Source organism: Acinetobacter legionensis (assembly GCF_057165765.1).
This window is the reverse complement of record NZ_CM169896.1, coordinates 1,648,620-1,674,406: the sequence shown is the minus strand read 5'-3', so window position 1 is coordinate 1,674,406 and position 25,787 is coordinate 1,648,620. Positions and strand designations below refer to the sequence as shown.

Annotated in this window: 22 protein-coding genes; 14 read left to right on the top strand and 8 right to left on the bottom strand. The window is 37.4% G+C overall.

Going from position 1 to position 25,787, the window contains the following annotated elements; translation table 11 throughout:
• The first annotated feature begins 125 nt into the window (after positions 1–125).
• The 3 genes from AC2G3J_RS07545 (at position 126) to AC2G3J_RS07535 (ending at position 4,937) form a co-directional block, all read left to right on the top strand.
• Positions 126–1,577 carry a SulP family inorganic anion transporter gene (locus tag AC2G3J_RS07545; RefSeq protein ID WP_483770898.1) on the top strand — a complete coding sequence of 484 codons (1,452 nt, stop codon included), beginning with the start codon at positions 126–128 and terminating at the stop codon, positions 1,575–1,577.
• 781 nt (positions 1,578–2,358) lie between these two features.
• Positions 2,359–3,051 (top strand): LuxR C-terminal-related transcriptional regulator, encoded by a 693-nt coding sequence (locus AC2G3J_RS07540; RefSeq protein WP_419820282.1) that lies wholly within the window; start codon positions 2,359–2,361, stop codon positions 3,049–3,051.
• Complete coding sequence (locus AC2G3J_RS07535) at positions 2,997–4,937, top strand: sensor histidine kinase (protein WP_483770897.1); 1,941 nt, start codon at positions 2,997–2,999, stop codon at positions 4,935–4,937. Before AC2G3J_RS07540 ends, AC2G3J_RS07535 begins: the two co-directional genes overlap by 55 nt.
• A gap of 181 nt (positions 4,938–5,118) precedes the next feature.
• Here the strand turns inward: AC2G3J_RS07535 and AC2G3J_RS07530 are convergent, their stop codons facing one another.
• The 5 genes from AC2G3J_RS07530 to AC2G3J_RS07510 all read right to left on the bottom strand — a co-directional run bounded on the left by AC2G3J_RS07530 (position 5,119) and on the right by AC2G3J_RS07510 (position 12,441).
• On the bottom strand, positions 5,119–7,584 hold the full coding sequence (locus AC2G3J_RS07530) for an ExeM/NucH family extracellular endonuclease (RefSeq protein WP_483770896.1): 2,466 nt from the start codon (positions 7,582–7,584) through the stop codon (positions 5,119–5,121).
• Positions 7,585–7,802: 218 nt separating this feature from the next.
• On the bottom strand, positions 7,803–9,449 hold the full coding sequence (locus AC2G3J_RS07525; RefSeq protein WP_419359573.1) for an AMP-binding protein: 1,647 nt from the start codon (positions 9,447–9,449) through the stop codon (positions 7,803–7,805).
• A 271-nt stretch (positions 9,450–9,720) separates the two neighbouring features.
• A complete protein-coding gene (locus tag AC2G3J_RS07520; RefSeq protein ID WP_419359571.1) occupies positions 9,721–10,854 on the bottom strand; it encodes an acyl-CoA dehydrogenase family protein in 1,134 nt (377 codons plus the stop codon).
• 204 nt (positions 10,855–11,058) lie between these two features.
• Positions 11,059–11,829, bottom strand: coding sequence for a 3-hydroxyacyl-CoA dehydrogenase (locus AC2G3J_RS07515; protein ID WP_336954277.1), 771 nt, complete (start codon positions 11,827–11,829; stop codon positions 11,059–11,061).
• Between the two features lie 228 nt (positions 11,830–12,057).
• The gene (locus AC2G3J_RS07510) at positions 12,058–12,441 is read right to left on the bottom strand and encodes a hypothetical protein (protein ID WP_336954279.1); all 384 of its coding nucleotides are present in this window, start codon (positions 12,439–12,441) and stop codon (positions 12,058–12,060) included.
• A 271-nt stretch (positions 12,442–12,712) separates the two neighbouring features.
• Between AC2G3J_RS07510 and AC2G3J_RS07505 the strand changes: the two genes are divergently transcribed.
• The 5 genes from AC2G3J_RS07505 to AC2G3J_RS07485 all read left to right on the top strand — a co-directional run bounded on the left by AC2G3J_RS07505 (position 12,713) and on the right by AC2G3J_RS07485 (position 17,414).
• Positions 12,713–13,729, top strand: a complete 1,017-nt coding sequence (locus tag AC2G3J_RS07505; RefSeq protein WP_483770895.1) for an AraC family transcriptional regulator — start codon at positions 12,713–12,715, stop codon at positions 13,727–13,729.
• Positions 13,730–13,948: 219 nt separating this feature from the next.
• Positions 13,949–14,296 carry a hypothetical protein gene (locus AC2G3J_RS07500; RefSeq protein ID WP_336954281.1) on the top strand — a complete coding sequence of 116 codons (348 nt, stop codon included), beginning with the start codon at positions 13,949–13,951 and terminating at the stop codon, positions 14,294–14,296.
• A 277-nt stretch (positions 14,297–14,573) separates the two neighbouring features.
• Complete coding sequence (locus AC2G3J_RS07495; protein ID WP_419327774.1) at positions 14,574–15,557, top strand: aliphatic sulfonate ABC transporter substrate-binding protein; 984 nt, start codon at positions 14,574–14,576, stop codon at positions 15,555–15,557.
• Positions 15,557–16,390 (top strand): ABC transporter permease, encoded by an 834-nt coding sequence (locus AC2G3J_RS07490; protein WP_419327773.1) that lies wholly within the window; start codon positions 15,557–15,559, stop codon positions 16,388–16,390. Before AC2G3J_RS07495 ends, AC2G3J_RS07490 begins: the two co-directional genes overlap by 1 nt.
• Before the next feature lie 112 nt (positions 16,391–16,502).
• Positions 16,503–17,414, top strand: coding sequence for a bestrophin family protein (locus AC2G3J_RS07485; RefSeq protein ID WP_336954284.1), 912 nt, complete (start codon positions 16,503–16,505; stop codon positions 17,412–17,414).
• Between the two features lie 137 nt (positions 17,415–17,551).
• Here AC2G3J_RS07485 and prmC read toward each other — a convergent pair whose 3' ends face one another.
• A complete protein-coding gene (gene prmC, locus AC2G3J_RS07480) occupies positions 17,552–18,370 on the bottom strand; it encodes a peptide chain release factor N(5)-glutamine methyltransferase (RefSeq protein ID WP_336954285.1) in 819 nt (272 codons plus the stop codon).
• Positions 18,370–19,458, bottom strand: a complete 1,089-nt coding sequence (gene prfA, locus AC2G3J_RS07475; protein ID WP_336954286.1) for a peptide chain release factor 1 — start codon at positions 19,456–19,458, stop codon at positions 18,370–18,372. The genes prmC and prfA overlap by 1 nt, the downstream gene beginning before the upstream one ends.
• Before the next feature lie 389 nt (positions 19,459–19,847).
• Here prfA and AC2G3J_RS07470 point away from each other — a divergent pair, with 389 nt between their 5' ends.
• Positions 19,848–20,279, top strand: a complete 432-nt coding sequence (locus AC2G3J_RS07470; RefSeq protein ID WP_336954287.1) for a YMGG-like glycine zipper-containing protein — start codon at positions 19,848–19,850, stop codon at positions 20,277–20,279.
• Between the two features lie 353 nt (positions 20,280–20,632).
• Here the strand turns inward: AC2G3J_RS07470 and AC2G3J_RS07465 are convergent, their stop codons facing one another.
• Positions 20,633–20,842, bottom strand: coding sequence for a GNAT family N-acetyltransferase (locus AC2G3J_RS07465; RefSeq protein WP_419327772.1), 210 nt, complete (start codon positions 20,840–20,842; stop codon positions 20,633–20,635).
• 746 nt (positions 20,843–21,588) lie between these two features.
• On the opposite strand from AC2G3J_RS07465, the gene AC2G3J_RS07460 reads away from it, so the two are divergent.
• From AC2G3J_RS07460 to AC2G3J_RS07440, 5 genes are all read left to right on the top strand, one after another.
• A complete protein-coding gene (locus AC2G3J_RS07460; protein ID WP_056512651.1) occupies positions 21,589–22,128 on the top strand; it encodes a glycine zipper domain-containing protein in 540 nt (179 codons plus the stop codon).
• 167 nt (positions 22,129–22,295) lie between these two features.
• Positions 22,296–23,309, top strand: coding sequence for an LLM class flavin-dependent oxidoreductase (locus tag AC2G3J_RS07455; RefSeq protein ID WP_336954478.1), 1,014 nt, complete (start codon positions 22,296–22,298; stop codon positions 23,307–23,309).
• Positions 23,310–23,546: 237 nt separating this feature from the next.
• Positions 23,547–24,029, top strand: coding sequence for an inner membrane protein YiaA (gene yiaA, locus AC2G3J_RS07450; protein WP_336954477.1), 483 nt, complete (start codon positions 23,547–23,549; stop codon positions 24,027–24,029).
• A gap of 213 nt (positions 24,030–24,242) precedes the next feature.
• Positions 24,243–25,172: a ferritin-like domain-containing protein gene (locus AC2G3J_RS07445; RefSeq protein WP_336954475.1), complete on the top strand. Its 930-nt coding sequence runs from the start codon at positions 24,243–24,245 to the stop codon at positions 25,170–25,172.
• 17 nt (positions 25,173–25,189) lie between these two features.
• The gene (locus tag AC2G3J_RS07440) at positions 25,190–25,747 is read left to right on the top strand and encodes an NAD(P)/FAD-dependent oxidoreductase (RefSeq protein ID WP_336954474.1); all 558 of its coding nucleotides are present in this window, start codon (positions 25,190–25,192) and stop codon (positions 25,745–25,747) included.
• Positions 25,748–25,787 lie beyond the last annotated feature (40 nt).

The window sequence follows — 25,787 nt, the reverse complement described above, 5'->3', positions numbered from 1 at the left end:
TTTATAAAATCAGCTATAACTTGAATATTCAACAAAATGAAGACTTTTTCAAGTCAAAGTTAACTGCTTTTTCACTAAGAGATGTTTTAACATACGCATCTTTAAAGAATGATGAAAGGTTTGTAGTGATTAGTCTAAAAAAAGCGGAATGGTTTTCCAATATTCGTACAGATGTACTTGCTGGAATGGTCGTGGGCTTAGCACTTATTCCTGAATCAATTGCTTTTTCTGCAATTGCAGGTGTAGATCCACAAGTTGGTCTGTATGCATCATTTTGTATTGCAGTGAGCATTGCTTTCTTCGGTGGACGTACTGCAATGATTTCCGCAGCCACAGGCGCGATGGCATTGCTCATGGTTACCCTCGTCAAAGATCACGGTTTACAGTATTTATTTGCCACCACAATTTTGACTGGAATTATTCAGATTCTTGCTGGCTATTTTAAAGTTGCAAAGCTGATGCGTTTTGTTTCACAGTCTGTCGTCTATGGTTTTGTTAATGCATTGGCCATTCTCATCTTTGTGGCACAGATTCCTGAATTACAACGTATGGATCTGACGGCTTATCTATTTGTCGCCTTTGGCTTAGGGTTGGTTTATCTTTTTCCCTATATTCCCAAAATCGGTCAACTCATTCCCTCACCCTTAGTGTGCATTATTGTACTAAGTTTAGTTGCCTTATTTTTGGGTGCGGATATGCGTACAGTTAGTGATTTAGGAAAATTTCCAGACACTTTACCACTATTTCTGATTCCAGACATTCCACTTAACGTGGATACCTTAAAAATTATTTTTCCTTATGCCATCACTTTAGCCACCGTGGGTTTACTCGAAACCATGATGACAACTACAATTGTTAATGAAGTGACGCAAACTGAAGGCGATCGTCATAAAGAATGCCGTGGGCAAGGCATCGCCAATATGGTCAGTGGGTTTATGGGGGGTATGGCAGGTTGTGCCATGATTGGGCAATCGATTATCAATGTGTCTTCTGGTGCACGAACTCGCTTATCGACCTTGGTTGCTGGTGTTTTTTTACTGTGTTTAGTGGTCTTTTTAAAAGAATGGCTGTCTTATATTCCAATGGCTGCACTTGTGGCAATTATGATTATGGTGGCTTTTACTACATTCAACTGGGACTCAGTCAAAAATTTTTCAAAACATCCCAAACAAAGCAATAGCGTGATGCTTGCGGTGGTGGTCATTGTACTGATGACACATAACTTAGCTTTAGGCGTGTTGATTGGTGTACTTTTATCTGCACTTTTCTTGGTCAATAAATTAGAAAATGCAGTGCGTGTCCAGTCTCATCTATTGAACAGCGCGACCCGTAAATATGAAGTTTTTGGGCAAATTTTCTTTAGCAGTTCAGAAAAATTCTTTCAGTTTTTCGATTTTAATGAATCTGTTGATCATGTCATTATCGATTTAACCCATGCCCATATTTGGGATATTACCTCTGTCAGTATGCTCAATCAGGTACAAAACAAGTTTCTGCAAAATAACATTCAGGTTGAAATTATAGGGATGAATGAAGCAAGTCGTAACTTGGTTGATCAATTTAGTGCGGTAAAATAAACAGCTTTATTTTTCTTAAGGCAGTGATGATCAGCATTTAATATAGGTAAAGAACAATAGCCAAAATGGTAATCGCAATGCATTGTATCACTGCCAAATTTCTAAGGAATTTAATCATCGTAAACGACATCCATTATAAAAATAATCCATTATTCAGCGAATATAACCGATATTTTGCTGTTAAATTGTGATTTTTATCTACTAAAATTTGAATATTTACTTAACTTGTCTCAATAATCTTATCTCAAAAAGTTAACTTGGTCTCAATAAATTGACTTTAGGCATTATTTGATACTCAGTAAGTGCGTTAATACGCGATTGTAATAAACTGAATATTCATTCCTAATCACTTTGGGTCTGTTGACAACTCGTCTATGTTTGCGACTACGAATGTTTTTTAGGCGATACTAGGCGCGAAATACGAAATTTAGTCATTCTAAATGATGAGAAACATCGTTTCGCAAGGTAACGACGTAGCGGCAAAAAACACTCTAGTCCCCCGCTGCGCCTTGCGCTGCAAACAAAGCAGTGCTTTGTTCTTGCTCAGGGTTGTGGTTAAAATTATCTCAGCCTACGTTATGAAACTTGAAAATAGTCTCGCTATTCTCTTCATGCTTTACGACGTATACGTCTCATGCTCAATTTTAACCTACAACGCAAGCCATTTATGAAATATCAACAGACCCTTATTAAATACTAAAAATACCTATTATCAGGTATAGATAAAGCCATCAATATCTGAAAAACTAAGTCCAATAGACATGGGCGAGTTTTTTACATCATGAACAATGAGTTAAGTTTACCTGTTCCAGTCATCATCGTAGAAGATGAGCCGCTTATACAAAAAAGACTGACTGACATATTAATTAATCTAGGATACTCAATTGCAGATTTACGTTTTGCCCAAAGTTTAGCTCAAGCCAAAGAACAACTCAGTATACATTCAGCCTCTTTTGCATTGGTTGATTTAGGCTTGCCTGATGGAAATGGAATTGAGTTTATTGAGATTTTAAAAAACTATGATCCAACCATCATGATTTTAGTGATCTCTGCATGGAGCACTGAAGATGCGATCCTCAATGCACTAAGTGCAGGTGCAACAGGCTATGTTTTGAAAGAAAGAGATGACTTGGAAGTTTCTCTTTCGATTAAAAGTGTTTTACGTGGTGGGGCCCCTATTGATCCATTTATTGCCCAAAAAATTTTAAAACAACTACATTTTAATGAGAAAAATAATTCAAATAAAACATCGCCCATTCAGAAGGTAATGGATCAGGACAGTGTATTATCCAAAAGAGAATTGGGAATTTTAGAACTAGTTTCTCAAGGCTTAAGCAATAAGGAAATTGCAGATCAACTCAATTTATCCCGTTATACCGTTGAATCTCATATTAAACATATTTATCGGAAACTTGCGGTATGCAACAGAGCCAAAGCCATCGATACAGCACGCAACTTAGGATTACTCGACTAATTCTAAAGTTAATCGGGCTTTTCGGTCTTATCCTAAGTTTGACACAACATTTTGCTTTTGCTGGTGCTCTCTTAACAGCTCAGCCCAATGCAACAGATGCAGTCTGCTATTTTCAAATCCAAAGTATACAAGTTGTCAAAGCGCTTCCAAATCTGGAACAAGTTCCCCAGCGGGGATGGGAAGTAGTCAAACTACCCGATGACTGGGAAACGCGCTGGAAAAACTACACAGGCTCTGCTTGGTATAAAATCAAATGGCAATATCAGTGTGATCAGGAAAATCAACCTGTCGCTTTATTGATTGAACGAATCAATATTGCAGGAGCTGTCTATAGCAATAATGAACTGTTATGGAAAGACAAATCCTTAGTAGAGCCATTGTCTAGAAGTTGGAATATGCCAAGGTATTGGGTACTCCCTGCGACATCTATTCAAAACCATCAAAATGAAATTTTAGTCCGTGTTGTGGGGGTTGCATCACAACATTCAGGTATAGGAAAAATTAAATTTGGTCAAGCCGAAGATATCGCCAATCAACAGGATCAGTTGGTTTTTGAACGGCGAACTTTATTTTTTATCAATATTATTATTACGTTTGTGGTGGGAACTACAGGTTTTACCATTTGGCTATTTCGACGCCAAGAAAAAGCCTTTGGCTGGTTTGGTTTAACTTCATTTTTATGGGTATTGTTTGCCTATAATATTATTTCGACCATTCCTATTCCTTTTACCGACAGTATCTTAACAGCACGTTTAAATCTGGTATTTTTAGTTGGATATACCTATTGCCTCTGTTTATTTGCTTGGCGTTTTGCCAATCGCCATTATCCGTATTTAGAACGTTTACTTTTATTGACCTCTACAATCGCGATTGTGGCATTGCTGTTGACACCAATCAATTATTTAGAACGTAGCTTGTCCTCTGTCTTTTTCTATTCTGGCATGGTATTTATTTTTAATTGCTTGTTTTTTCAGTGGATTGCTTTTAAACGTAGAAAGATGGACATTCTCCTGCTTGCATTTATTTTCCTCATCTATTTACTTATTATTGTTCATGATTTTTATAGCATGATCCATCATCTGGATCAGACGCTCTATTGGACGCCATTGGCCGCACCAATTACCAGCTTAGCAATCTCGTTTATCTTGGCTTATCGTATTTCACAGAATGTTGGACGTATTGAAAAATTTAATCAGACGCTTGAAGAAACTATTGAAAAAGTCACGTTTGATTTAGAACAATCTTTAGATAAAAAGTACCAACTCGAAATTGATAATATGCGGTTGCAAGAGCGTCTAAACTTGTCCCATGAATTACATGATGGACTGGGTGGTTCAATTGTTCGCTCGATGATTATATTGGATCACAGTGAACATATTGAAAAACAGCAAGTGATCTCTATGTTTAAATTGTTAAGAAATGACTTACGCCAAGTGATTGACTCAGGAAGTAGTGCTGGAGCAAAAATACCAGAAAGCCCAGTGATGTGGGTTGCGCCATTGCGTCATCGTTTTATACAAATTTTCGAAGAAATGGAAATTGAATCAACTTGGATTTTTGCAGAAAAATGGAAACATAAACCTCTTGCATTGGTTTGTTTAACCTTTTCTCGTGTCGCAGAAGAAGCCTTAACCAATATTGTAAAACATAGCCATGCAACTGATGTCGAAGTTTCGTTGGTTGAAGACGAGCGACAACAGCTCGTTTTAACGATTCAAGACAATGGTATTGGCTTTGAAGTAGATCAAGTTCAAGCTGGCTTGCATGTGGGTTTACAGAGTATGCAAGTGCGGGTAAAAAGAATTGGAGGTAGTTTTGAAATCCATTCTCAGCATGGTTTTACCGTGATCCGAGCCATGGTACCGTTGAAAGATAAAACTGAATGATTTAGATGAATGAAATAGTATTTCTACCAATATCATTTCATCTATGAAGAGATTCCATCTTAAATCAGTTGATGAAAATTACTATATTATACAAACTGTTATGTTATACAGTTTGAGTTTTATAAAAGCATAAAAAAAGAGAAACTAGACCACTAGTTTCTCTTAAAAGGATATATGCGTATTAGGATTTCTTTCTAGAACGCGCAAATACTGATGTCGCGGTAAGTAACATCAGTCCAAACAAAGACCACAGTCCCGTACTACCCCCACTACTCTTATGCCCGCCTGTAGCACCACTTGATTCATTTAAATCTAAATCAACAATAACCGGATCGTGATCAGAAGAACGGAAAGCATCTGGCGCATAGAAAGCGGAAATTTGTTCTTCAGTCTTATATTCTTCATTGTAGTCTAATGCTGTTGGTTCATCAGCATTGATATGCCATGCAAAAGTACGTTTAACCATTGGGTATAAGTTTGCATCTGCAATGGCATGATCTAAATTACCCGCACCACCATTCCCGGTTGCATCACTGGCCACACCAAAGACATAGCTATATGCAGATTTACCTTGCCCTACTTTTTCATCATTTAGCAATATTTTGTAGTTCGCATTTTCAAATGCCAAGATTGGATCTTCTTTGGCATAACTGTTCATATCCCCGACCAATAAATAATTTGGTTTTTCAGCTTTGGTCGGGTTGGTTGCAATCCACTGAATCAACTTTTGTACTGCAGTAACACGAGTCGGATTCCAACAGCCTTGACCATCACCTTGGTTTGCTTCTGGTGAAGTTTTATCGTCAGGACAACTACCTTTAGACTTTAAGTGATTTGGTACAACAGTAAAGGTTTTTCCTCCCGTTACCGCTTGGAAGCTTTGTGCCATCGTGACTCGGTTTTTCTGTGTCAAATCATCATATACCACAGGATTACCAACAGCTTTTACACGTTTGCTATTATAAATAATCGCAACTGCAATCACATCAGTACCTAACTTATCCATATTCGGTGGGATGACATATTTCCAATCTGCACCTAAAGCTTTGGTTAAGTAATTCACAGCACTTTTTTCGCCATAACCATTGTTGGCAATTTCCATTAAGCCATAAACATCTGCATCAATGGTTTTAATCGCACTGACTATTTTGGCATGTTGACGATTAAATTCTGTCTCGGTGTTTGCACCACGATCTGGTTTAACACCAATCAGCGGAGAATTGTCATAATTTAAGACGTTAAATGCGGCAACACGAACCTGTTTAGTCTCTTTTGCCAAGACGGTTGAATTCCGCAGATTACTGTCTTTGACAACCTCAGGCAAAGCTTTGTTTTGAATCGGTTGAATACGCCAAGCATTGAAACGGTATTCCAAAATCCCTTCAACATTTTTAAGCTGATAGCCTGTACGTAAAGTGTTTGCCGCATTAAATGTTTGTGGCAACCATGGTGTTCTGTTTTGATTATTATAACCATCATCCAAGATAATCTTAGACAGTAAATTTTGTTTTGCTAAAGCAACCGCTTCATTGGATTTCGCAGGATATAAATTGGTTGGGATATATAAGCGTCCCAAACTTAAAGACAATTGACCATATCGACCATAATCATAATTCTCGCTAACCGTTAGGGTTTGAGGAATTTTCACCAACATGCCTTGATAGCGCTTAGGTGCATTGCCTGTAGCATCGGTTAAACTTGAAAATGGCAGTTGAATCGGAGTAGAACTCACCAAACTTGCGGCTTGATTATTACAAGTTTGAATATTGCTGCTCAGTTGATCAATTTGCAATTGATTTTCATAATTGGTTAAACGCCCTTTCAGAATCACTTCTTCACCCACTTTACCGCCAGTGATTGTGCTTGCAGCAGGGAGATAGACAAAAATTGCATTGCTTAAATTTTCTTTAGCTTTACTGTCAGGAGTTTGAATATAAAAACCTGAAAAACCATTTTGATAGCGATAATCCGCAGTAATTACACCTCGAACCACATATTGTTGGTTTTGTGCCGCAGATTGTAAATCTGCAATTGCAGTATCAGCAGTACTACAACTGATTGCAGTGATTGGCGGTGTCGTTGTACCAGTACCTAAATAGCTACTGAATGCATTACGATCTGACCATTTGCTCCACTCACTGTCCAAATCAAAGGCACTATTTGGATCTACAGCGCTGACATCATTTTTATTTTTTATTCTACTTAGGCTATTTTGATAGCTGGTGATTGTTGTTCCCCAGCCGCCACTTGCTGGTTTCTCCCCAATCCGTCCAAAGCGGTCTACAGGTGTACCTTTATAAACAAGGACCAAGGCATCATCACCATTAAATGACAAACCAGCAACCTGATTCACTTTAGTGCCAAGTTCAGCCTGTAATTCGGTACGACCTATAATAAATTTTGCTTTACTGGCTAAATTTCCCTCTAAGGTGTAAGTTGCTGTTTTACTCGTTGCCCCATTGGTATATTGTTCAATTTGATAATCTGCAAGATTTACAGTGCTGCCATCTGGATTATAAATTTCTAAGCCTTTTCTATTTACTGTACCATCAATGTATTGGCTAAACATCAATTGTGCATAGCTTGGAAATGAACAGCCCAATAGTGCAAGGCTTAAACAAAGTGTATGTAGTTTTAAATTTTGCATAATTTTTAACGTTTGTTGAAATTTAAAGCAGATTAATTTTTATTAATGACAATATCGTGAATTTAAATCATTCTATTTGATCCATTTATAGTTTAGACAAAATATACTACTGGCAAAGTGGACTAAAATTGTTATAAGAACCTTAGAAATACGAGATCTCATGCTGATCATAAAAAAAAGCACCCTTTCGGGTGCAAAGCATGGAACTTTAAAATATATTAAGCCAGCAATTGTATTTGCTGTAATTTAGCTACTTCTTGCTGCTTCAATAAATTACGTTGAATTTTGCCACTAGATGTTTTAGGTAAGCTTTCAACGAACTCAATTTCTCGTGGATAAGAATGCTTAGATAATCGTGAACGTACATATTCTTGTAATTTAGCATTCAATTGCTGACAACCCTTGAATTGAGGCTTGAGCACAATAAAAGCTTTTACGATCTCTGTTCTTTCTGGATCAGGTTTGCCAATGACTGCAGATTCTAAAACTTCGACACATTCCAAAAGTGTACTTTCAACATCAAATGGCCCAACACGATAACCTGAAGTTGTAATGACATCGTCTGCACGACCAATAAAATCCACCCCACCTAATTCATTCAAACGGACCGTATCTCCAGTTAAGTAATAATGACCAACAAAGGATTTACGATTATTCCCACCATAACCTTTAAACCATGTGAGTGGCGATTGAGAGAAGTCAATTGCTAGCGTTCCAATCTCACCTCGTTCAACTTCTTGGTTGTCTTGATTTAACACTGCAAAACGATGACCAGGATTAGCAAAACCTGCTGAGCCGACTTTTATTGCATGTGTTAAAGCATGATGGTTACCTATTACCATACCTAATTCTGTTTGCCCATATTGGTCATAAATATTGACATTTAAGTCATGATTAAACCAATGAATTACTTCAGGAGTTAAAGGTTCACCAGCACTACTAACGGCACGTAAATGATCTTTGATCGAAGTATTAAATTTTTCTTTAAAACCAAAGAACATACGAAATGCTGTAGGTGAACCTGTAAGATTACTGACTTGGTATTTTTGAATAATTTCCAAAGCATGGTCGACACTAAATGCTCGTTCATCCATGATGATACTGTGTCCCAATCCCAATGGGCCCGCTATACCATAGTATAGACCATATGCCCAACCTGGATCCGCGAGGTTCCAAAATGAATCATCTTCACGTAAATCAACAGCGTGACGCATATATTCTTTAAAGGCCAAAATTGCTTTTAATGGCACTGGAACAGATTTTGCCAAACCTGTTGTTCCAGAGGTAAACATCATTAAAAAATTATCTGCAAAACTCATCATGACGGGTGCACATTCAGCTGATTGACTTTCTAGTTCTTGCCAAAAATCTGCATGCTTTGTTGTGGCAAAATCTTGTGGATGAACGGTCAGAATATGCGGAAGTTCAATCCCGTTTAGTTTGGGACGTTGTTCGATGTTGGTGATGATCAGTTGGGTATTGGCCGTTGCTACACGATGCTCAATCGCTTTTGATTCAAAAGCGGTAAATAAGGGCTGATAAATTGCTCCAATACGCCATGTTGCCAATATGGTGATCAATAATTCTGGAGTACGTGGTAACAAACCAGCAATACAATCGCCTGTTTTTAAACCGACCGATTGTAAATAATTGGCTAATTTTCCTGCTGCTTGTGCCAGTTGTTCAAAGGTCCATTGTGAAGACTCACCGTTTTTGCCTTCCCAGATCAAAGCCACTTTATTTAAACCAACAAAACGCTCGCAGCACTCGATATAGGCATTGATTGACTGTGGGTTGCCAACCAGTTGCTCATTGATTAGTTTTTCATAATCGAATTCTTGATAGGCTTGTTCCAATGTTTTCATGGCAATATCCTTGTATTTTCAGCACAAATCATCTCGATGTGCGGTTCCATATTTTGCTTTCTAGCTTTTCTTTAAAATGTTGAATCATTCAACATGTGTTTCTATGCTTATAGATAATCATGATTAGAATTCACACACAATTTCCAAATACCTCAATTGTATTGCGGTTTTTGAACATCTGTTTTTCCTGTCATGGTGGAAGGCTTTAAAAAAAGACCAGTGCGAAGCTGGTCTTGAGATAGAATTTTGATGCGCTAATCTACAATTGAACTTAATGAATCACCGCTCTTGCGATAACTAAACGTTGAATATCGGAAGCGCCTTCATAAATCTGGCTGACTCGAACATCTCGATAGATTCGCTCAACCGGAAAATCAGCGACATAACCATAACCACCATGAATTTGTATCGCATCTGAACAGACTTTTTCAGCAATTTCAGATGCAAATAACTTCGCCATTGATGCTTCTTTTAGACAAGGTAAACCTGTATCTTTTAAAGTTGCGGCATGGTAAATCAACTGCCGTGCTGCTTCGATTTGAGTGGCCATATCGGCTAAGCGAAATGCTACAGCCTGATGTTGTACCAACTCTACTCCAAAAGCTTTACGCTGATTGGCATATTCAACCGCAGCTTCCAATGCTGCTCGTGCCATTCCCACACATTGAGCGGCAATACCAATGCGACCTGACTCTAAATTCGACAAGGCGATTTTATATCCTTCCCCCTCATTTCCTAATATGTTCTCAGCAGGAATCCGACAATTCTCAAAAACAATTGTTGCAGTATCTGAGCAATGTTGCCCCATTTTGTCTTCAATCCGAGAAACGATATAACCTTCTGTATTGGTTGGAACGATAAAACAAGAAATCCCTTTCTTCGCTGCGGATTTATCCGTAACTGCAAATACAATCGCCACTTGTGCGTGCTTTCCAGACGTAATGAATTGTTTGGTTCCATTAATTACCCATGAATCGCCATCACGTTCTGCTTTACATAGCAAAGCACCTGCGTCTGAACCCGCCTGTGGTTCGGTTAAACAGAAACAGCCAAGCCATTGACCTGTTGCCAATGGTATTAAGTAGTCTTGTTTTTGTTGGTCTGTCCCATATTTTTGGATTATTCCACAAGGCAAAGAATTTTGTACGCTGACAATGGTTGAAATTGCACCATCTCCTGCGGCAATTTCTTCAATTGCCGTCACCAAGGAAATATAGTCCAAACCTGCGCCACCCCATTGATCAGATACGGTCATGCCTAATGCACCCAGTTCACCTAATTCTTTGAGTTCTTGATGAGGAAATTTTGCAGTTTTATCACGTTCAGCAGCAGTGGATTTAAGTTTATTCTGCGAATAATTCCGCATCATTTCCTGAACCATTTTTTGTTCATCATTGAGAATCATATGAGCATCCCTCTCAGCACTTTTAAATTTTAAATCACTGCAATCATGATCAGCGACCAGTCAAATCTTGTTGTTTGTATAAATTTAGGCTGAAGTCCACCTAACACGATGGTTGAGATCATGTCAGGCAGTATTGATTTTTTAAAAGTTTGCTATTGCTTGCGTTAAAGCAACTTTAGACATAAGCAGATAGATTAGACCGGATTACTTTGGCTGCATACGGATTGCGCCGTCTAATCGAATTGTTTCACCATTTAAATAGCTATTTTCACAAATATGACCAACAAGCTGTGCAAACTCTTCAGGCTTCGCAAGGCGTTTAGGAAAAGGCACCATATCACCCAGCGCATCTTGAACATTTTGTGGTAATGATTTCAACATTGGGGTTTCCATAATCCCTGGTGCAATGGTCATCACACGGATGGCATGTTGCGCAAGTTCTCTAGCCAAAGGTAATGTCATTGCAACAACAGCACCTTTAGACGCAGCATAAGCGGATTGACCAATTTGGCCATCAAACGCAGCCACTGAAGCAGTGTTAATAATCACACCACGATCTTCTTCACCTACTTGTAACTCATAACGAGAAATGACATCTGCGGCAAAACGCAGCATGTTAAATGTTCCTGCGACATTAATATTCAATACTTTTTGAAATGCATCTAAAGCATGGATGCCATTTTTACCCAGAACTTTGGCGGATGGACCAATCCCTGCACAATTAATTAAGCCATTTAATTGCGCATAATCCTGTTCCACATTTTTAAAGAATTGTTCAACAGCAATTTCATCCGTCACATCAAGTTGAACAAATTTTGATTTTTCACCTAAGCGCTTCTGCATTTCTTCGCCAAGCTGGTGATTCATATCCACCATGATCACTTTCGCACCTTGACCAATCAAATGTGTGGCTGTAGCAGCACCTAATCCAGATGCACCACCAGTCACTACAAAAACTTTTCCTTCAATTTTCATTTTATTTTCCTAGTTCATTGTTTGAATAGAGCAGTTTAAATGATGAATTAAACCCACTTTCGACTTAAGATGCAGAGTAAACATAGTCAAGCTTGAGTACAATTTCCAAAAGTTGCATCTTGTATGATGTATTTGGACAATAGCAATATTTCATAAGATCAACAGCGTCAAATCACAACATAAAAGAATAGGAGAGAATGGATCAATGCTCTTATAATCTTAAAATACTTATTTTTCTCTATAACACACATTAATTTTTCCATCGATTTGTTTATAGCACGTCCAATATTTACCAATTAACCGTGTTGTTTGCTTTTTATTTTTCTCACTTAAATAATAGACTTCAGCAACTTTGAGATGATTAAATTGATCACCAAGTCTTACATCACACTCGGTGTTATAACATATTATTGGCTTTTCAATAAAAAACACTTTTTTACTAAAATTAAGTTCAACATATTCAGCATCAGTACCAATCCCATGGACTATTAGACAAGACTTAACTGTAATACTTTCGTTTACATTCAGGCACTGTCGCTCTTTATTTGTATTTTCAAGTGCAAATACTGTGATTGGCAATACCAGTAATGGCAATAAAAGTGAATATTTCATTTTTATACATTATTTTTGACCATAGATGCATTAAAATAACAAATTATCATTTATTTTCAATGCTAATCAATTGCAACAGCTAGCCCTTTCATTCTTGTAATAAAAGATTGAGCTAAAGCCAAGAAAAAGCATATTATTCATTGACGAATCTAGAATAAAATTTGAGTATATGTTTCTGTATTCATTTTATTTCCACAATAAAATAAATGCATAATTACTTTAATTTTGTTTAAAATTTCATAAATTATCTGGTTTTATTAAAGTATACCTTGTGAATATTCAACAATTCAGTGAAAGCAAAGGCACAATTTCTATTGCATTGGTACATGAAGCCCTGAAAAGTGCCCAAGATAAGGGCTATGATATAAAGCAGATTTTGCATGATGCAGAAATACCAATGGAAATATTTCAGGCAGCCAAATCACGTATTGCTGTTTCTGCTTATGCAAAACTTTGGACTAAAATAGCTGACCATATGAATGATGAGTTCTTTGGCATGGACTCGCATCAGATGCGACGTGGTTGTTATAATTTATTGTCTAAAATGGTCATGCAAGCGGATACCCTACAGACTGCGATTGAACAAATTTTGCAATATTTTAATTTTGTCTTGGATGATTTCTCCAGCAAAATGATTGTAGATGAAAATTATGCATACATTGTCATTACAGACAAATTACAAACCAAGCGCATGTTCTGCTATGCCACTTATATCATGTTGGTTCACAGTTTAATCTGTTGGTTAGCAGATCAAAGAATTTTACTCAATCAATTACAATTAAAATGCATGCCTCCTGAAGATGACAACGATTATCGCGTTCGATTCTGTGAAAATATTACTTACCAAGCAGTTGAAAATTATCTGCAATTCGATGCAAACTACTTAAATATTCAAATCAAACGCGACCAAAAATCTTGGTATAGTTTTATTAAAAACACCCCCGAAAATCTACTATTAAGATTTAAGAATCCTTTGGCTTTAAGTTCAATGATTCGCAAGCAATTACTTTCTATTGCTCCTGCTGAATGGTTAGAACTTGGTGAACTATCTGCGCAGCTCAATATTTCAGAAGCCACTATACAACGCCGTTTAAAAAATGAAGGTAGCAGTTACCAACAACTCAAAAATGATATACGGCGGGACATGGCGATTGAACTACTTTGTAAAACCACATATACCTTACAAGACATCAGTGAGCTGTTGAATTTTCAGGATGCCAGCGCATTTCATCGGGCATTTAAAAAATGGACTGGTCTAAGTCCAGGTGCTTATAGAGAACCCAAATAACATCGTTCAATAAAAAAACGGTATTTTAGGAAATTTCTTTTAAATCAAAACTATAATAAAAAAATATATCAATATAAAGTCAGGCTCTCTGTTTACAGCTCATCTGAATCAGGTTGCAATTTGATCAAAAATGGTATATTTATTACCCAATTTAAAGCAGATTTTCTGCTTATTCCCTGTTGTACCCTCCTCCCCTTTAATCACTTTTAGGTCACTAACATGATTAAGATGATTGATGTACTAGAACAAAATCTAGTTCAAAACTTTATCCATTCCCTTTCTGCTCAAACTGAACATTTAGATGAGCTTATCGAAGGTATTTTAAAAGCTTCAGATCATGACTTTGAACATGCCATGAATGATTTTTTCAAAACCAATGATGCATCAGAAGTCGCACAAGCGCTTGATATTCACCAAGAACGATTAGATGCAATTCAATCAGGCTTAGCAATGAAAAAAGAAAATATTGCTGATACTGCAAAAATTGTTGCGCTCTGTCTGGCACTTGAAACCAATGCATTAGACCAAGTTGAAATTGCAGATAGTCTGGAAGATTATCCAGTTTAATTTACCCCAATCCAAAAATGCCTCGATACCGAGGCATTTTTTTTGTCTAATGACTAAAATTTAATTAGAATATTTTTTTATAACTCATTTCAATAATCATCTATTCAACAAACAAATATGCATATCCCAGAAACATAAATTAATTCAAATGGTTAAACCAATATTTTTTACATTTCATATTTTAAGAAGTCAATATCTGTTTTTCTTTTTTGTGCTTTCACCCTAAAAAATATACATATCTAGCTCTGTGTTTCTCTTTGAGTTTTATGGGGTATATATGAAAGTTTTTAGCAAAAAAATGACACGCTTAGTTTCCACCTTAGCCTTAAGTTTAACCGCAACGTATTCTTTTGCAGCCATCCCAACAACATTGAAATTAGACTATGCCTATTACGCCCCAACAAGTTTAGTGGTTAAAGAACAAAAGCTGTTAGAAAAAGCCTTACCCAAAACCGAGGTCAAATGGGTATTTAGCCAAGGCAGTAACCGTTCACTTGAATATTTAAACAGTGGCAGTATCGATTTCGCCTCGACTGCGGGTTTAGCAGCAGTATTGAGTCGTGCCAATGGCAGTCCGATTAAAACGGTTTATATCCAAAGCCAGCCAGAATGGACTGCATTAGTCGTAGCTAAAAACTCAGCAATCAAATCCTTAAAAGACCTCAAAGGGAAAAAAATTGCTGCAACAAAAGGTACAGATCCATTCTTATTCACTCTTCAAGCACTTGAAACGGTTGGCTTAAATAAACGCGATGTGCAATTGGTACATCTACAACATCCAGATGGAAAAACAGCTTTAGAACGTGGTCAGGTAGATGCTTGGGCTGGTCTTGATCCACTGATGGCGTCTGCACAATTGCAAACAGGTGCAAAACTGCTCTATCGCAATATCGCTTTCAATAGTTACAGTGTGTTAAGTGTAAAAGATCAATTTAGCACCCAAAGCCCAGAAGCAGTTGAGGCTGTAATTAAAGCTTATGAACAAGCACGTAAATGGGCAAAAGCCAATCCAGATAAGCTTGCAGAATTATTAGCACGTGAAGCAAAATTGCCACTTGAAGTGGCGAAGTTGCAATTGAGTCGAACTAATCTAGATCAAAATATTCCAACCGCGAAACATCTTAATGCGCTAAAGAAAGCAGGCACTATTTTGACTGAAGAGGAACTGGTTCGAAAAGGAACTAATGTAAATCAAGTTGTGGATCAACTATTTGACAGCAAATATGCGCAAAAGGTCATTGGCAAGGTTGCTGAGAAGTAATGACAAGGTCTACACATACTCAATCGATGCACAGACAATCAAATGTACATATAGCGCAGGCGGGTTTATACAAACCTGCCTTTAAGGCCAATGTTTTAAAATGGGTCAAAGGAATTACGATTCCGTTGTTGTTCATTTTATTATGTGAGTATTTAGTTCGTTTTGGATGGATTGAGTCTTATCTTCTCCCTGCCCCAAGTAGCTTAGTTAGCTCATTCAAGGAGCTTGCCGCAGGTGATTTATTTACCCATATTTATACCAGCACTTGGCGCGTATTTTTAGGATTTTTTATTGGTAGCTTATTGGGGCTAATTTTTGCACTTGCAGTGGGTTTAAACAAACACATTGAGGAATTTTTAGAACCTACATTTTCAGCAATCAAATCTATTCCAAGCCTTGCTTGGATTCCGTTATTGCTTTTGTGGTTAGGCATTGATGAAGCCTCCAAAATTACTTTAATCGCGATTGGTGCATTCTTTCCCACCTATACCAATAGCGTATCTGCCATACATGGTGTTGATACAAAGTTGTTAGAAGTGGCAAAAGTATACCGTCTGACCTATCTACAAACTATCTTCCAAATTGTTCTGCCTGCTGCATCTCCTGGAATTCTCGTTGGACTAAGAAATAGTTTAAGCCTAGCGTGGATGTTTATGATTGCAGCAGAACTGATTGCAGCTACACAAGGTATCGGTTATCTGCTCAGTGATGGTCGAGAAACCTCACGGCCCGATATTGTGATTATTGCGATTATCTTGCTGGCTGTCCTCGGTAAAATCACAGATAGTCTAATGAAATTGATTGAAAACTGGTTTTTACGTTGGAGAACTTAAACCATTCAGATACGGCTTTTGATCAGCCGTATTTTTTTAAATTGCTTATTTGCAACTTGCATTTCTGCTTTTCTCTATGAAACACTGTCGCAGTAATATTTAGGTAGACAGTATGATCATTCGAGATAAAAGTAACAGCTTCGCACTTCTCTTTGCTTGGCACGGCACCATTCTTCCCAAAGTCTTACCCGCATTAACCTTTGTTGTGCTGATCTCGACAGTTCTGGTTTACCTATCATCACATCACTATTTTACAATTCCTGCTGTACCAGCAATTGGATTTACCGTGTTCGGCATTATCCTCTCTATTTTCTTAAGTTTCAGGAATACTGCTTGCTATGATCGTTGGTGGGAAGGTCGTAAACTCTGGGGTTCATTGATTGCAACATCACGACACCTTTCTCGTGATACTCATGTTTTAAAAGAAAGCCAGCGTAAAGTTTTAATGTATCGTGTGATGCTTTTTACCTGTTTATTAAGAAATCGCTTACGCAATCAAAACCAATCCATTAATTTTTATAATAATAAAGTCGATTTAGATGAATTGACCTTTAACCAGCTGAAAAATCACCTCAATGCCTCACAATTTGTTTTAGAAGAAATTCAAAAATCTTTAGTTCAATCACTTAAAACAGGTGAAATTTCTGACATTATCTATCAGGGTTTAAACCAACATATTGTTGCACTTGGTAATATTCAGGCCGGATGTGATCGTATTTTAAGTACCCCCCTGCCTTATTCCTATTCAGTCTTATTACATCGTACAGTATATTGTTTTTGCTTGATTCTACCATTTAGCTTAGAAGCTAGCTTAGGTATTTGGACACCTGTTATCGTCAGTTTAATTGCTTATTTATTTTTAGGTCTAGATGCTTTGAGTGCCCAGCTTGAAGAACCATTTGGCCTACAAGAAAATGATTTACCTTTAGATTCGATTACCCGTTTAATTGAAAGAGAAATGCTCAGCTCTTTAGGTGAAGAACTGTTAGAGCCAATTCAATTGGTTAAAAGTAATTTGACTTAAGCTATTTTTCTAAAGCTCAACTTCAAAATATAAAAATACATCGAATTCTTTTAAAGTTTATTGTGCGTTAAAAAAGACTTTGTTGATTGAGCAATCACTGCAACCCAACAAAGTCTTTTTAAAACAACAATCCAATTCTAATTTATCCATTGACCTAAAGTCACACGATCATTTCCACCATAATCTTTAACAGTTCTGACCTGTTTAAAACCAGCACCTTTAAAAATGTTTTGAACTGCTTCAGCTTGATCATAACCATGCTCAAGTACAATCCAGCCTTGTGTCGCCAACCATTTTTTACCTTGCTGAATAATATGCTCAATATCCGCCAAACCATGCTGTTGGGCAACCAAAGCACGTTCAGGCTCAGAAGCGAGATGCTGCATATGTTCATCATCAACATCGATATAGGGTGGATTCGAAACAATCACATCAAAAAATTGACGATTCAAAGCTTTAAACCAACTTCCTAAGAAAAATTTGACCTGCCCTAAGTCATGCTTTTCAGCATTATGTAGAGCAACTTCTAGAGTTGGTTCATAGATATCTGTGGCAATAATAGACCAATTAGGACGCTCACTCGCTAGTGATAATGCAATTGCACCTGTACCTGTACCTAAATCAACCATACGAGTATCTTCAGGCAAATCAAGATTTAAAACTGTTTCAACCAAGACCTCAGTATCTGGACGAGGAACTAAAGTATCTTTGCTAACCGTTAAATCCAAAGTCCAAAATGGTTGTGAGCCAGTCACATAAGCCAATGGTTCACCAGCAGCAATCCGCGCTAAACCGTTAACATATTGCTGTTCTTGCTCAACCGTTAATTCTTGCGTAGATTTAAGTGACAAATCAAATGCATCAATTTTTAAAATATGCTCAAGTAACCAAGCATTTTCTTGACGCTCGTAACTTTCAGCTTCTCCACGTAAGGCCAAAGCCTTTGCAATATTCATTAACCACCATTTTGTTGTGCAAGCATCGCCAACTGATCTGCTTGATATTCGCGATGTAAACTGTCAAGTAGCTCAGTCAAATCACCTTCCATTACTGCATCTAACTTGTATAAAGTTAAATTAATACGGTGATCTGTCATACGACCTTGTGGATAGTTATATGTGCGGATACGTTCTGAACGATCCCCGGAACCCACCAAGTCACGGCGCATTTCAGAAGTTGCTGCATCGGCAGCAGCGCGTTTCGCATTTTCTAAACGTGAAGCCAATAATGCCATCGCTTTTGCTTTGTTTTTATGCTGTGAACGTTCATCCTGACATTCCACAACAGTACCTGTTGGAAGATGGGTAATACGTACAGCAGAATCCGTTTTGTTAATGTGCTGACCACCCGCACCAGAAGCACGGTAAGTATCAATACGTAAATCCGCAGCATTAATCTCTACAGTAGTGTCTACATCAACTTCTGGAAGAATTGCCACAGTACAAGCTGAAGTATGGACGCGGCCTTGTGACTCAGTAGCTGGAACACGTTGAACACGATGCGCTCCACTTTCAAACTTCAAACGACCGTAAACACCTTCACCATTCACTAGACAGATAATTTCTTTATATCCGCCATGTTCGCCTTCATTTTCAGATAAGATTTCAATACGCCAGTTTTGAGTTTCAGCATATTTACTATACATACGGAATAAATCACCCGAGAAAATCGCAGCTTCATCACCACCTGTACCCGCACGGATTTCCAAATATGCTGAGTTGGCATCATTGGGATCTTTAGGAATCATGAGAATATTCAACTCACTTTCGAGTCGTTCAATTAAAGCTTTGTTCTCTTTGATTTCCTCAACAGCCATATCCTTAAAATCTGGATCAGTTAACATAGCTTCTGCGGTTTCAATATCTTCTTCAGCTTGCTTGTACTTTTTCCAGACATCAGTAATTTCGGATAAATCATTATGCTCACGGGACAAATTACGAAAACGCTTATTGTCTGAAATGACTTCAACATCTGCTAATAATGCTTCTAACTCTTCATGTCGATCACAAAGTTGGTCTAATCGTAAACGTAACGATTCTTTCATTTTAAATACATTCTCAATCTAAGCCTCACCAAAAACATCGAGCTTTATAACAGCCCATTTAAAATTGGTAAGAAAATTCTAAAATTGTGCCTAGTTTACCGATTCTGCCATTTAAATGACACATTTATATAAGAACCATCAAAATAAGCAGTAGAATTTATAGCAAGATGATCAACATGATTTTTGATTAGATGTTTGTTTTCTCCATTATTCATGCTATTTGTTGACTAATATGGGTGTTTTAAATTCACTTTTAATAGAAAATATACATTCAGATACCAAACGCTATCAATTTTCAGATTCCTCTCCACATTTTTTGGAAAAATTTTTGTTACATTTGCCACATCGAATATAGATAGAACTGTCCAAATAAGGACATGGAGCAACACATGAAATTTAATACGATCATATTAAGCACTATATTAGCAGTAACTTCAGTATTGACAGTAAGTGCCCATGCTGACAACTCAACACGTATTGCAGCAACTTCTGCTCTAGGTAGTGTCGTTGGTACTGCAGTAGGTAAACAAATTGGTGGTAACACTGGCGCAATGATTGGTTCAGCAGTAGGTGGTGCAGGTGGTGCTGCAGCATCAACCAATAGAAAAGACCGTACTGCGGCTGCAATCGGTGGTGGTTTAGGTGGCGTTGGTGGCTATACCGTCGGTAAAAATATGGGTGGTACCACAGGTGGTTATATTGGTGCTGCTGCTGGTGCGGCGGGTGGTTCGGTTCTCGGAAAAAAAGTTTCTCAAGACCGCCATGCAGATCAACGTAAGTACAATAAAAAGTACTACAAAAAACACCGTCGTCATCACTAATTGATCCGTGAATGATATCAAGCACCTTCGGGTGCTTTTTTATTTTTCATATTACTCTGCTCCGTTTTCTTCAACTTCTTTTTCAAAAAAAATGACCTGCATATTTAAAAATGAGAAGTAAGTCTTTGTATAAATAAAAGTTTAAGTAAAGATTGATGCGCAGAAACATTATTTTATTCAGAAAATGCAATTATATTTTTAAAGCCTCTAGCTTGAATATCTTCACATAATTTGATTGCAGCTTCTTTTATCTAGCCCTTTCGCCTTTCTTGTTTTAGTAAACGAAATCCTAATTCAACGGTTTGATTACCATTCAATACGCATTTTCCAAAACCACAATATCCAATAATTTGCTAAGTTGCTTTTAAGAAAATCGCCATTTTTGCATAGCCATATTCTTTATAATGTTTCTCAATCTCCCAAAATCGCCCTATGGCAGACTCAGTCGTTAAAACCCCATTGGGAGAAAAAGCCATAAAATCTTCATCCTGAAATAAAGCAGAGATTTCCAATAAATCTTTTTCCATAAATGGTTTTAAAATTAAACGTTCAGTTTCGATCATTTGTCTTTAGCCCGAGCGATTCTTCATATTTATTCACATATCACTATCACGTTTCGTTATAGTCAAACCCCCTAATTATTTATACAAATGATTTTCATCCAGTCATTGATCATCAATGAAGCTAATGTTTTTTGTATGAAATCGAGAAGTTTTGGCTATGAATAAGTTTTTGTATTTGTGAATCCTAGATGGTTATCCTACCGTGTGGCGACATGGATGTCGCCGTTGGGCGGGGGGTATATGAGCAAAAATAAAGCACTGCTTTGTTTGCAGCGCAAGAGCCCTGTTAAACGGAAGATTTTTATCATCTTTTCATATCTGAAAAGTGAGGCAACGCCTACGTAAAGGTATTTAAACTTTGAATGTAAGGTGTGGCATTGCAAGCTTTTTATCATCAAACAATTTATTTTCCATACAATTGATTTAATTAAAAATGCTAATTAAGAGAAATTATATTCTTGTATATAAGTTTTTTAATAGGTTGACTGTATGTTATGGCTATACATTGGTAGAGCTGCATCTCAAAAGATATTTTAATATTAAAATATCATCATGATTATTACGACAACAATATTCCCCTCATAAGATCAACATAAACTAATCATGAATAAATTAATCAGCCAAATATACAATCCACACACAAAACAGAGAAATTGCTTACATTCAAATCCATAATTATTGCTAAATGTTTCGTTATTCTAGCCTCAAGTTAAAGAATTCGAAGAAGCTTCGATCAGGAGTTTAAAATGAAATTACAAGCAATCCTTGGTGCAACTGTAATTGCAGCAACAATGATGACGACTGCACATGCAGGCAACTCAACCAATACAGCATTAACATCTGCACTTGGTGGTGTGGTGGGTGCTGCAATTGGGCAACAAATGGGTGGTTCAACAGGTGCGATGATTGGTTCTGCAATCGGTGGTGGTGTTGGCGCAGGCGCTTCATCAAATAAACGTGACCGTAATGGTGCGATCATCGGTGGCGCTTTAGGTAGTGCTGGTGGTTATACCGTAGGTCGTAATGTGACGGGAACTTCAACTGGTGGCTATATTGGCGCAGGTCTTGGTGCTGCAGGTGGTTCGGCATTAGGTCAAAAAGTCAGTGACGACCGTCGTTATGATGACCGCTATGACAGCCGTTATGGACGTTACAATGATCGTTATGATCGTAGCGGTTATCGTAATGTTGATTATCGCTATAATGACCGTGGATATCGCAAAGACAATGGCAATCATTATGGTCACTACAAAAACAAAAACCGTTGGAATAACTGGAAAAATTAATTTCATTGCAAAATTAATATCCAATTATTTAAATCAAGCACCTTCGGGTGCTTAATTTTTTTGGATAATAAAATCAACATTAAAAGCACTAAATATCGACAATTTTCGATATACATTTGCACACTTATATCGTATTATTTCGATATATATTATTTTCGAGTTTAAAAATGTCGTCTTTAACAGATACCGCATTAAAGAATACGAAGTTCTCTATCCTAGAACTCGCACCTGTTCGAGAAGATCAAACAGTTGAGTTTTCACTTAAGCATGCATTGCAACTTGCCCAGCATGCAGAACAGTTGGGCTTTGATCGCCTTTGGTTAGCTGAACATCATAATATGGACGGTATCGCCAGCTCCGCAACTGCTGTATTGCTGGGTTACATCTTAGCCAATACAAAAAATATTAAAGTGGGCTCGGGAGGGATTATGTTACCCAACCATGCACCTTTAGTGGTTGCTGAACAGTTTGGTACCTTGGCAACACTCTATCCAAATCGTATTGAACTCGGCTTAGGTCGTGCGCCCGGAACAGATCCAACCACCATGCGTGCATTAAGACGTGGTCGTCAAGAAACAGAAGAGCAATTTCCACAAGATGTTTTAGAAATTTTAAGCTATTTCGCCGACGCAGTGCCTCAGCAAAGAATTAAAGCAACACCAGGGCAAGGTACGCATGTGCCTGTGTGGCTTTTAGGATCGAGTCTTTTTAGCGCACAACTGGCGGCTAAATTAGGACTTCCTTATTCATTTGCCTCACATTTTGCACCGAGAATGTTAGGCCAAGCCATTCAGCTCTATCGTGAAAATTTTGAACCATCCGCCTATTTAAATAAACCGTTTGTATCTATGGGGGTTCCTACTGTCGTTGCCCAAACCGATGAGGAAGCAGAGTATCTAGCCACAAGTGTGTATCAACGTATTCTTGCATTACTGACAGGGCAAAGTTTAAAACTGAAACCGCCTATAGCAACAATGGAAGGCCGGTGGTCTGCATCAGAGAAAATTTCCGTACAAAACTTCTTAGGTATGGCGCAAATTGGCTCACCAGATACAGTGAAAAATGGTCTAAAGCAACTTTTAGAAAAATATCAGGTAGATGAATTTATTTTCACTTGCGATATTTATGATACACAGAAGCGCCTAGACAACTTTAGTTTATTGATGGATTTAAAAAAATAATACAAATCAATCATGTTTTCCTCTTTACCAAAATGAAATGACAAATTTCATTTTGGTTTTTTTTGATTAAACTGCCCTATAGCTTAAATATCCAATTGATTTAAAATACTATTTACTATTTTCCACACTTAAACTTTATTTGAATTAGCTCTCATAAATTGAAAAGATTTGCCATCTCATTTCAAATCAGCATAATAGAACATATAAAAATCAGTAAAATAGTAATAAGGAACAACAATGAACCAATATATCAATAAACCCACCCCTGCTTTTATTGCAGTCAGTTGGGTGGCTTTGCTTGCTGGTGCGGCGGCCTACTGTGTCGGTTTATTCAATGCACAAATTCTATTAAATGAAAAAGGCTATTATTTAATCCTGATCCTTTATGGTCTATTTTCTGCTGTTTCACTGCAAAAAGTTGTTCGGGATAAACTTGAAGGTCAGCAAGTGACAGCAATTTATTATGGACTGTGCTGGGCTTCCGTGGTGATCTGTATTGTTCTGCTCGCATTGGGTTTATGGAATGCGACGATGACACTCAGTGAGAAAGGCTTTTATATCATGGCTTTTTTACTTAGCCTCTTCGGTGCTGTTGCTGTACAAAAGAATATTCGAGACTTGGAATATCTCAGAACTCATTCACAGCCTGAACTGCCTCAGCCCCACCCTGTTCAGCAAGTTGAGGTTAAAGAACTAGAAACACCTGAAGATAAATTTTAATTGTTAAACAATCTATTGCTCCAAATGATAAGGCTTGTCCTTTTATGACAAGTCTTTCTTTTTATCTCAATCACTTAGCTAAATTTTCACTTTCAAAATCAAATCATTACTGCGTTGATATTTTTCATCATTCCACAATGAATATCTTTGCCAATTGATTCACAGAGATATTAAATAAAATGCAATGAAATCCTTATTTTTGATAGATTTGCTATGGCTTCAATTGACTTAGAAAAAATGTTAGATAAAGTCAAAAATACACAATGGACTTTATCCGATATTGATTGGGATGCACCAGGTCGAGAGCTGGTTACAGTCGAACAATGGCCAAAACTTAAAGACTTTATGGCAGATCTGATGTGGATTGAACATGTCGGTGCTCGTGCATTTTCAGCAATGTCAAAAAAAGCTCCAACGGCAACTTTACGTGAAATGTACGCCATCTTCCATGCTGAAGAACAACGCCATGCCAATGCAGAAATGGCGCTTATGAAACGCTGGGGAATGTTAGATGGTGATATCCCTAAACCAAATAAAAATTTACGTTTAATTATTGAATGGCTGGATACCTATGCCGATGAAATGCCTTTTTATATTTTAGGCGCAGTAATTCCCATGCTTGAAGTTGCTTTGGATGGCGCTTTATGCACCTTTTTATTGGATACTGTAGATGATCCAGTTTGCCACCAAGCCTTTGAACTGATTAATGGTGATGAAGCACGGCATTTAGGGGTAGGTTTCAGTGTGATGGAAGCACAAGGGATCAATAAAAGCGTTATTGAGCTTGCCCAAATGGCTGTAAGGGTAATCGACCCACGTTTGATGCTCGGTATTTTGGCTTACTTACCACTGATCAATAAAATGCGTGACAATGTTATTAAGCTCGGGCTTCCCGAAGAAAAATTATATGCAGCAATGAATAAATTTTCGAAAATTGGCGGAAGAACAGTAGAGGGACGCCGTAACCCGTGGTTTCAAATCATTCAATTTCATGGCAAAAATGTAGTAGATCGCAATAAGAAATGGTTCCATATTCCGATTGATGCCATGGTTAGCGTGACTGACAAGATTCCTGAAAAGTCTTTACCTAAAGTTCCAAGTTGGATATATCAATTAACATCTGAACCCACTGCGACCAATTAATATAAAAAGGAAATAATATGCTCGACAGGAAAAAGAGTCAAAATGAAGGTTTTTTTCAAAATCAGCCGGAATTTTTTAAGCATTATAAAGGTAAAATTATTGCATCTACCGAGATTAAACTCATCGATTTTACAGGTTTAAACGTGGCAATTATCGGTGCAAACCAACTTACAGTCACACATCTTAGCCATGTTTTAAACAGTGCTGAATTTGTAAAAGTTTTTCAAATCATACCCTCTTTTATCTTACCGCAAACTGAAAAAGGTGTCCAAAAGCTAATCTCACACCCTTTGATCATCAAAAACCGTCGATTATTTAATCATCGTGTTAAATCAATGTTGGCGATTCGTTATCTAGAATCGCAAGTTCAGGAACAATGGTTAAAACGTCAATTGATGCCGAACTCTGCGCTAAAGAATAAAGTATTTTTAAAATCAGATAGCTACTATACAGCGGTGCAACGTAAAAACTGTAAATTAATCACTTGGCCAGTCGTTAAAATTACTGAGCATGCCGTACAAAGTATGGAAGGAATTGAACATTTAGTGGATGTGATTATTACTACTTACGAATAATAGGTTTAGAAGATTCGAGTTTAAGAGGCTTTTTAGCCTC